Raw genomic sequence first — 7,865 nt, forward strand, 5'->3', positions numbered from 1 at the left:
ACGTGAAAACCGTGATGAGCAATCGCGGTATCGCCATGATGGGTTCAGGTTTCGCGCAAGGTATCGACCGTGCCCGTTTGGCTACCGATCAAGCTATCTCCAGCCCGCTCTTGGATAACGTTACTTTAGATGGTGCACGCGGCGTATTGGTAAACATTACCACTGCTCCTGGCTGCCTGAAAATGTCTGAGTTCAACGAGATTATGCGTATCGTCAACCAAAATGCACACCCTGAAGTGGAATGCAAATTTGGTGCTGCCGAAGACGAGAGTATGAGCGAAGACGCTATCCGTATTACCATCATTGCTACCGGCTTGAAAGAAAACGGTACTGACAACCAACTGCGTGCTGCTGCCCGTACCCAACAATTGGTACGCGGTGCGGAAGAAGCGCCCCAAGCTCAAAGCCAAAGCAATGCTGAAAGCCTGGTTCGTACTAACCGCAATATCCGTTCTATGAACCTGACTGCGGCTGATTTCAGCAACCAGTCTGTGCTGGATGACTTTGAAATTCCTGCTATCTTGCGCCGTCAGCAACATACTTCTGATAAATAATCAGGATCATGTATGAAAAGACCTGCCTTTAAGGCGGGTCTTTTTTATTAGTAAAATATACTTAAGGCCGTCTGAAAATTTTCAGACGGCCTTAAGTTCAAATAAAGTAAATAATAAACTTACCCTTTATTGAGAATTTGCTTGTTTTCGCCCTCACGACGCAATTCTTTGGGCAAGACAAATACAATGCTTTCTTCTGCACCTTCACCTTCACGTATGGTTTCATGTCCCCAATCTTGAATGGTTTGTAAGACTTCTCGAACCAAGACTTCGGGCGCAGATGCGCCGGCAGTGACACCAACCTTGGTTTTGTTTTCAAACCATTCTTTTTTCAGATAGGAAGCATTATCGACCATATAGGCATCAACTCCGCGCAATGCAGCTACTTCACGCAAGCGGTTGCTGTTGGAAGAGTTGGGCGAGCCGACAACAATTACGAGATCGCATTCTTCGGCCAATTCTTTAACAGCAGTTTGGCGGTTGGTTGTGGCGTAGCAGATGTCTTCTTTGTGCGGATTGCGGATATTGGGGAAGCGTTGGTTTAAGGCCGCAATAATATCTTTGGTTTCATCCACCGATAAAGTGGTTTGGCTCACATAGGCAAGCTTATCAGGATTTTTGACGTTCAGTCCGGCTACATCTTCCACTGTCTCAACCAAAAACATTTTGCCCGGAGGCAATTGTCCCATTGTGCCTTCCACTTCGACATGACCTTTGTGACCGATCATAATGATTTCGTAATCTTGGGCATCAAGGCGGGCTACTTCTTTATGAACTTTGGTGACCAAAGGGCAGGTGGCATCAAAAACGCGGAAACCGCGTTGTGCCGCTTCTTCCTGTACGGCTTTGGATACGCCGTGAGCCGAGTAAATCAGTGTGGCACCCTTTGGGACATCCGCCAAGTTATCGACAAATATAGCACCTTTTGCCCGAAGATTATCCACGACGAATTTGTTGTGAACGACCTCATGGCGGACGTAAATGGGCGCGCCGAATTCTTCGAGTGCACGTTCAACAATGCTGATGGCACGGTCAACACCGGCACAGAAGCCGCGGGGATTGGCAAGGATAATGGTTTTTTGAGTCATGTGTGTTCCGTTTTCAGACGGCCTTTGTGTCGTTTGAAGGTGTTTTTTTGTGCAGCAAACCATCTATTACCAAGCAAACTGCGCCAACGCAGATAAAACTGTCGGCAATGTTAAATGCAGGGTAAAACCAGTTTTGCCAATAGAAAAGCAGAAAATCGACAACGTGGCCGTGAATCAGGCGGTCAACCACATTGCCAATCGCGCCACCGATAATCATGGCAGCCCCCAGTTTGCCCCAGCGGCCAAATTCATCACGCCAGATGGCACGGGCCAAATACAGGCTGATAACGACGGCCAGACCTAAAAAGAAGAATTTTTGCCAGCCGCCTTGGTCGGCCAAAAAGCTGAATGCCGCGCCTGGATTATAGGCAAGGGTCAGGTCAAAAAAGTCTGGAATGATGTTGAGGCGTTCGCCTTCGGTAAAGTGTCTCAAGATTTCCCATTTGCTCAGTTGGTCAAGAATGATGGCGACGAGGGAAAGTAAGAAAAAGGGAATTTTTTTAGAAGAGGATGAACTCATGTTTTCAGACGGTTTATGTAATAAAGGGCTTATTTTACCTGAAAGCAGGCTGGAAGTGTTTGCGATGGCATCGGCGTTAAGGCCGTCTGAAAATAGAAACGCCGCCACTTGAATATATCAAAGGGCGGCGGCGTGGTAAGCATATGTGGGCTTATTGGTTTTTAAGCAATGGGAAGCCCAGTTTCTCGCGGCTTTCAACAAATTTTTGAGCAACGATACGGCTCAGCGCACGAATACGGCCGATGTAGGTTGCGCGTTCGGTAACGGAAATGGCACCGCGTGCATCCAAGAGGTTGAACGTGTGGCCGGCTTTGAGTACAAGCTCGTAAGCAGGCAGGGCAAGACTGGTGTCTTCAACTGCAAGCAGGCGTTTGGCTTGTTCTTCATAGTCGTTGAATTGGCGCAAGAGCCAATCGGCATCGCTGTATTCGAAGTTGTAGGTGGATTGCTCGACTTCGTTTTGATGATAAACGTCGCCGTAAGTCACGATGTTGCCATCAAGGGTTTTTGCCCAAACGAGGTCGTACACGTTTTCCACGCCTTGCAGATACATGGCGAGACGCTCGATACCGTAGGTGATTTCACCGAGCACAGGAGAGCAGTCGATACCGCCGACTTGTTGGAAGTAGGTGAATTGGGTTACTTCCATGCCGTTGAGCCAAACTTCCCAACCCAAGCCCCAAGCGCCGAGAGTAGGGTTTTCCCAGTCATCTTCGACAAAGCGGATGTCGTGTACTTTAGGGTCGATACCCAATTCACGCAGGGAGTCGAGGTATAGGTCTTGAATGTTGGCTGGTGCAGGTTTGAGCGCAACTTGGAATTGATAGTAGTGTTGCAGGCGGTTGGGGTTGTCGCCATAGCGGCCGTCTTTGGGACGGCGGCTGGGTTGAACGTAAGCGGCAAACCAAGGCTCTGGGCCTAATGCGCGCAGGCAGGTGGCTGGATGCGAAGTACCGGCACCGACTTCCATATCGAAAGGTTGGATAACGGTGCAGCCTTTGTCTGCCCAGTAGTTTTGTAATTTGAAAATAATTTGTTGGAAGGTGAGCATGGTGGATGGAATAGGTTGGAATAAAGAGGGTATTTTACTGTTTTGAGCCTGTTTTGGATAGGCTGAAGGAGGCGACGCAGTTTATTTGCCGTCCAACAGGTCTGAAAAGGGGTCGTCTTCCGAAGAAACGGTGTATTTTTCTTGTGCCCATTCGCCTAAATCAATGAGTTTGCACCGTTTGCTGCAGAAAGGGCGGTAGGGGCTGTCGGTGTTCCAAACGACTTCTTTGTGGCAGGTCGGACATTTTACAACAGGAGCGGTCATGCAGTTTCTTTCAGAGTTTGTGCAATAGATTGATAGTATTGATGCAAACGGGCAACCTTGATTTTTGCTTCTTCCATGCTATGAGTATTGTCCAATACATCGTCGGCATGCAGCAGTCTGTCAGATCGAGAAGCTTGGGTGGCCATGATTTGACGCGTCTGCTCTTCTGAAAAACCATTGCGTTGATGTACGCGTTCGATTTGGACGGACTCTGGAACATCTACGACCAAAATGCGGTCGGTCTCTGCTTTAAATGCCGGATTCTCAATCAAAAGCGGTACATCGACAATCCCGTAGGTGGAGGAGGCAAGTTGTTGTTTCTGCTGTTGGATTTTGTTTAATATTAATGGCAGAAGCAGGTTTTCCAGTTGTTTTTTGGATTGAGGCCGTCTGAAAACTTCTTCCCGTAAAGCCATACGATTCAGACGGCCTTCATGATCAAAAACCTCATCCCCGAAAAGTTGGCGGATGGCAGGAAGGGCTTCGCCGTTTTCAGCGGTCAGTGAGCGGCTGATGGCATCGGCATCGATAATGGGTACGCCAAGTTCGGCAAACATTTGGGCAATAGATGATTTGCCGCTACCGATACCGCCGGTCAAGCCTATCCATAATGTCATTATCGGAATCCTGATTGTACGAGCCACCATTGTACCAGTTGGGTAATAGGTGCATTGGCAACCAAAATAATCCATCCTGCTACAGCGAGGCTGGGACCAAAAGCAAAATATTGGCCTTTGCCGACGCGGGCGATGAGTGCGCCTAACAGCCCGACTAAGGCAGCCATAAAGATCAGAACAGGCAAAATTCCTACGCCCAGCCATGCACCGAGTGCGGCCAAAAGTTTGAAGTCGCCATTGCCCATGCCGATTTTACCGGTCAGAAGTTTATAGACGGCGCATAAAGTATAAAGGCTCATATAGCCTGCAATCGCACCCCAAACGGCTGAATGCAGGGGAACGAATGTATCATTCAGATTAAACAGCAGGCCGATCCAAATTAGGGGCTGAGTCAGGCTGTCGGGCAAATATTGCGTATCGGTATCGATAAAGGTCAGCGCTATCAATATGGCAGTCAGAATCAATCCACCAATAGTTGCCCATGACCAGCCGTATTGCCACGCGACAATACCGAATAAGACACCTGTCAGCAGCTCAATCAACGGATAGCGTATGCTGATATGGGTTTTGCAGGCGTGGCATTTCCCACCTAGGAAAACATAGCTGAGGATGGGTATATTTTGCCAAACTCTGATCGGACTTCCGCATTTTGGGCAGTGTGAATCCGGTTTACGCAGATTAAATGGCTGTTTTTCTTCGTCTGTCAGCTCGATGCCCAAATGCTCTTTGGAAAATTGTGTCCATTCACGCTCCATCATTATCGGCGTGCGATAAATGACGACGTTCAGAAAGCTACCAATCAGTAATCCTAAAATAACGGCTAAAGGAATAGCGAATGGCGCAAGAACGGAGAGGGCGTCGATGGCAGAGTAAATACTATCAAGCATATCAACCTACGACATTACCCAAGTTAAACAACGGCAGATACATGGCAATCAGCAAAATACCGATGAGCGAACCCAATACCACCATGATAATAGGCTCCATCAAGTGAGACAATCGGGAGACGGAGTTGTCTACTTCATCTTCGTAGAATTCGGCTGCTTTGTTCAGCATATCATCCAAAGAGCCTGACTCTTCGCCGATGGCCGCCATTTGGATTACCATATTGGGGAACATATCCGTGCTTTGCATACTGGATGTCAGCGACAGACCTTGTGTTACCTTGGCACGGATGTCTTGAGTAGCTTCTTCATAGAGAATATTGCCGGATGCGCCTGCAACTGAATCTAATACTTCCACCAAAGGAACGCCGGCTGCGAAGAGGGTGGAAGTCGTACGCGCCCAACGGGCAATGGTCGCTTTTCGGACAATGGTACCAAAAACAGGCAGTCTCAAAATCAGAGCATCGATTCGTTTTTGGAAGGTAGGCGATTTTTCATGGAGTTTGTACAGGCCGAAGGCGGAAACAATCAAAAGGATGATCATAATCCAGCCGTAATCGACGAATAAATCAGACAAGCTCATGACGAGTTGGGTAAGGCCTGGCAGCTCTGCACCCATATTGGCATAAACTTCTTTAAAGGCTGGCAGTACAAACATCATCATGATGAAGATAAGCGCGATGGCCACCACGATAATGGCAATCGGGTAGGTCAGCGCGGTTTTAACCTTTTTCTTAATGGCTTGGGTTTTTTCTTTATAGACAGCCAGTTTGTCCAATAGGCTTTCCAGTACGCCGCCGGACTCGCCTGCGCTGACCAGATTGCAATAGAAACGGTCGAAATATTTTGGATATTTAGAGAACGATTTACCCAATGCGCTACCTTGTTCGACATCGGAGCGAACCTGCATCAGCATTTCGGTCATGCTCGGATTGGAGTGGCCGCGTGCAACGATTTCAAATGCCTGCATCAGCGGTAAGCCTGCCTTCATCATTGTTGCCAGTTGGCGGGTGAACACAGTAATGTCTTCTTGGGTAATACGGCGTTTGCGTGCGGTTTTGACTTTGCTGATACGCAAAGGGCGAATGCCTCTGCGTTGGAGTTTTTTGCGTGCTTCTTCTTCGTCTTTGGCAACTACTTCACCACGAACAAGACGTTCGGTCTCGATGTTTTTTCCTTCAAATGTAAAACGCTTGCCTTTGCTTCTTGAGCCGAACAGACTTCTTTTTTGCTCTGCTTGAGCCATGAGTTATCCCTTGTTAGTAAGAAATAAAGCGGACTGTTTCCCCGTGCCGCTTTATTTTAATTTTCGAAAATATGGCAGTTTAGTCATTGGTATGGGCAGTCACTTCTTCCAACGAAGTCAGGCCCTGCATGACTTTCATGAGACCGGCTCGACGCAAGTCTACCATGCCTTCCTGATAGGCCATGTTCATGATATCAACTTCTGTACCGTTGTTCATAATGACTTTTTGCATTTCATCACTGACCGGCATGACTTCATAAATACCGACGCGGCCTTTAAATCCTTTACCGCGGCAGCTGTCACAACCAACCGGGCGGTAGAGTTTCCAATCTTGAGCCAAGTCCGCATCGGTAAAGCCGGCTTTTTTCAATGCCGGAACCGGAGGGCGTTCAACTTCGCGTTTGCAGTTTGGACACAGTCTGCGCAACAGCCTTTGCGCCATAATCAGGCTGACCGAGCTGGCGATGTTGAAAGGCGCAACACCCATGTTCAAAAGGCGGGACAGCGTGGCCGGTGCATTATTGGTATGCAAGGTAGAGAAAACCATGTGGCCGGTTTGGGCGGCTTTAATGGCGATGTCGGCGGTTTCCAAGTCACGAATCTCACCGACCATAATAATATCAGGATCTTGACGTAAGAAGGATCGGAGTGCGGCAGCAAACGTCAGGCCTTGTTTTTCATTGACGTTGACTTGGTTGACGCCCGGCAGGTTAATCTCGGCCGGATCTTCTGCCGTCGAAATGTTCACATCTTCCGTGTTCAAAATACTCAGGCAAGTATAGAGCGAAACGGTTTTGCCCGAACCTGTCGGACCGGTAACCAATACCATGCCGTAAGGGCGGTTGATGGCCTCAAGCAGCATTTCTTTTTGGAAAGGCTCTAAGCCGAGTTGGTCGATATTGAGCGATGTACCATCGGAATTTAGGATACGCATTACCACTTTTTCGCCGAACAATGTCGGCAAAGTGCTGACACGGAAGTCAATCGGACGGCCGTGTTTATGGAAGGCAATTTGAATTCTGCCGTCTTGCGGAATACGTTTTTCGGAAATATCCAAACGCGCCATCACTTTGATGCGCGATGCCAGCTGGCCGCGCACGGCGACAGGTGGCTGTACGACTTCACGCAACTGTCCATCCACGCGGAAACGGACGCGCGCCATTTGCTCGTAGAATTCAAAGTGGATGTCCGATGCGCCCGCGTTCAGGGCATCGGATAAGGTTTTGTGGATGAAGCGGGGGATAGGGCCGTCTTCAGCTTCTTCGTTATCGATATAAAGCGATTGAGATTGCTGCGTTGCTTCATGTTCGTCGTTGATTTCTTTCAGAATGGTGGTCGAGCGTTGACCCAGCCATTCCAGCAATGAGCTGAGCTGGTCATCTGGAACCACTACCAAGTCTACACTTAAACCTGAAGCAAAAGCGATTTTTTGAAAGTTTTGGATTTGGGTCGGATCGGATACGGCGAAATAAACCTTGCGTCCGCGTTTGAAAATCGGAATGCAACGGTTTTGTACCATTTGCTCTTCCGTCAGAATGTCGCTGACTACATTATTGCGCGGGTAGTAGTGCAAATCCAAAAGGGGATAGCTGAATACGCGCGCAACTAACTCCCCCAAAGCTTTAGGGGAGATGATGCCGT

General features: G+C 48.5%; 8 protein-coding genes and 1 pseudogene. 1 reads left to right on the top strand and 8 read right to left on the bottom strand.

Going from position 1 to position 7,865, the window contains the following annotated elements:
• Window positions 1-554: pseudogene (locus ACTHUE_RS08190) on the top strand (cell division protein FtsZ); the annotation flags it as partial.
• 119 nt (window positions 555-673) lie between these two features.
• On the opposite strand, the gene ispH reads toward ACTHUE_RS08190, so the two are convergent.
• From ispH to pilB, 8 genes are all read right to left on the bottom strand, one after another.
• Window positions 674-1,642, bottom strand: a complete 969-nt coding sequence (ispH, locus tag ACTHUE_RS08195; protein WP_219089364.1) for a 4-hydroxy-3-methylbut-2-enyl diphosphate reductase — start codon at window positions 1,640-1,642, stop codon at window positions 674-676.
• A gap of 13 nt (window positions 1,643-1,655) precedes the next feature.
• Entirely contained in the window at window positions 1,656-2,162 is a 507-nt protein-coding gene (gene lspA, locus ACTHUE_RS08200; RefSeq protein ID WP_219089366.1) for a signal peptidase II, read from the bottom strand.
• Window positions 2,163-2,313: 151 nt separating this feature from the next.
• Window positions 2,314-3,213 (bottom strand): glycine--tRNA ligase subunit alpha, encoded by a 900-nt coding sequence (gene glyQ, locus ACTHUE_RS08205; protein WP_003685919.1) that lies wholly within the window; start codon window positions 3,211-3,213, stop codon window positions 2,314-2,316.
• A gap of 81 nt (window positions 3,214-3,294) precedes the next feature.
• Complete coding sequence (gene yacG, locus ACTHUE_RS08210; protein WP_003682475.1) at window positions 3,295-3,477, bottom strand: DNA gyrase inhibitor YacG; 183 nt, start codon at window positions 3,475-3,477, stop codon at window positions 3,295-3,297.
• On the bottom strand, window positions 3,474-4,094 hold the full coding sequence (gene coaE, locus ACTHUE_RS08215) for a dephospho-CoA kinase (RefSeq protein ID WP_219089368.1): 621 nt from the start codon (window positions 4,092-4,094) through the stop codon (window positions 3,474-3,476). The genes yacG and coaE overlap by 4 nt, the downstream gene beginning before the upstream one ends.
• Window positions 4,094-4,981 carry a prepilin peptidase gene (locus tag ACTHUE_RS08220; RefSeq protein ID WP_225905497.1) on the bottom strand — a complete coding sequence of 296 codons (888 nt, stop codon included), beginning with the start codon at window positions 4,979-4,981 and terminating at the stop codon, window positions 4,094-4,096. Before ACTHUE_RS08220 ends, coaE begins: the two co-directional genes overlap by 1 nt.
• A gap of 1 nt (window position 4,982) precedes the next feature.
• Complete coding sequence (locus ACTHUE_RS08225; protein ID WP_219089370.1) at window positions 4,983-6,224, bottom strand: type II secretion system F family protein; 1,242 nt, start codon at window positions 6,222-6,224, stop codon at window positions 4,983-4,985.
• 79 nt (window positions 6,225-6,303) lie between these two features.
• Window positions 6,304-7,865: type IV-A pilus assembly ATPase PilB (pilB, locus tag ACTHUE_RS08230; protein WP_440423255.1), on the bottom strand; the 1,562-nt coding region annotated here is incomplete at its 5' end.

The sequence above is a fragment of the Neisseria sp. P0021.S005 genome (assembly GCF_051956955.1).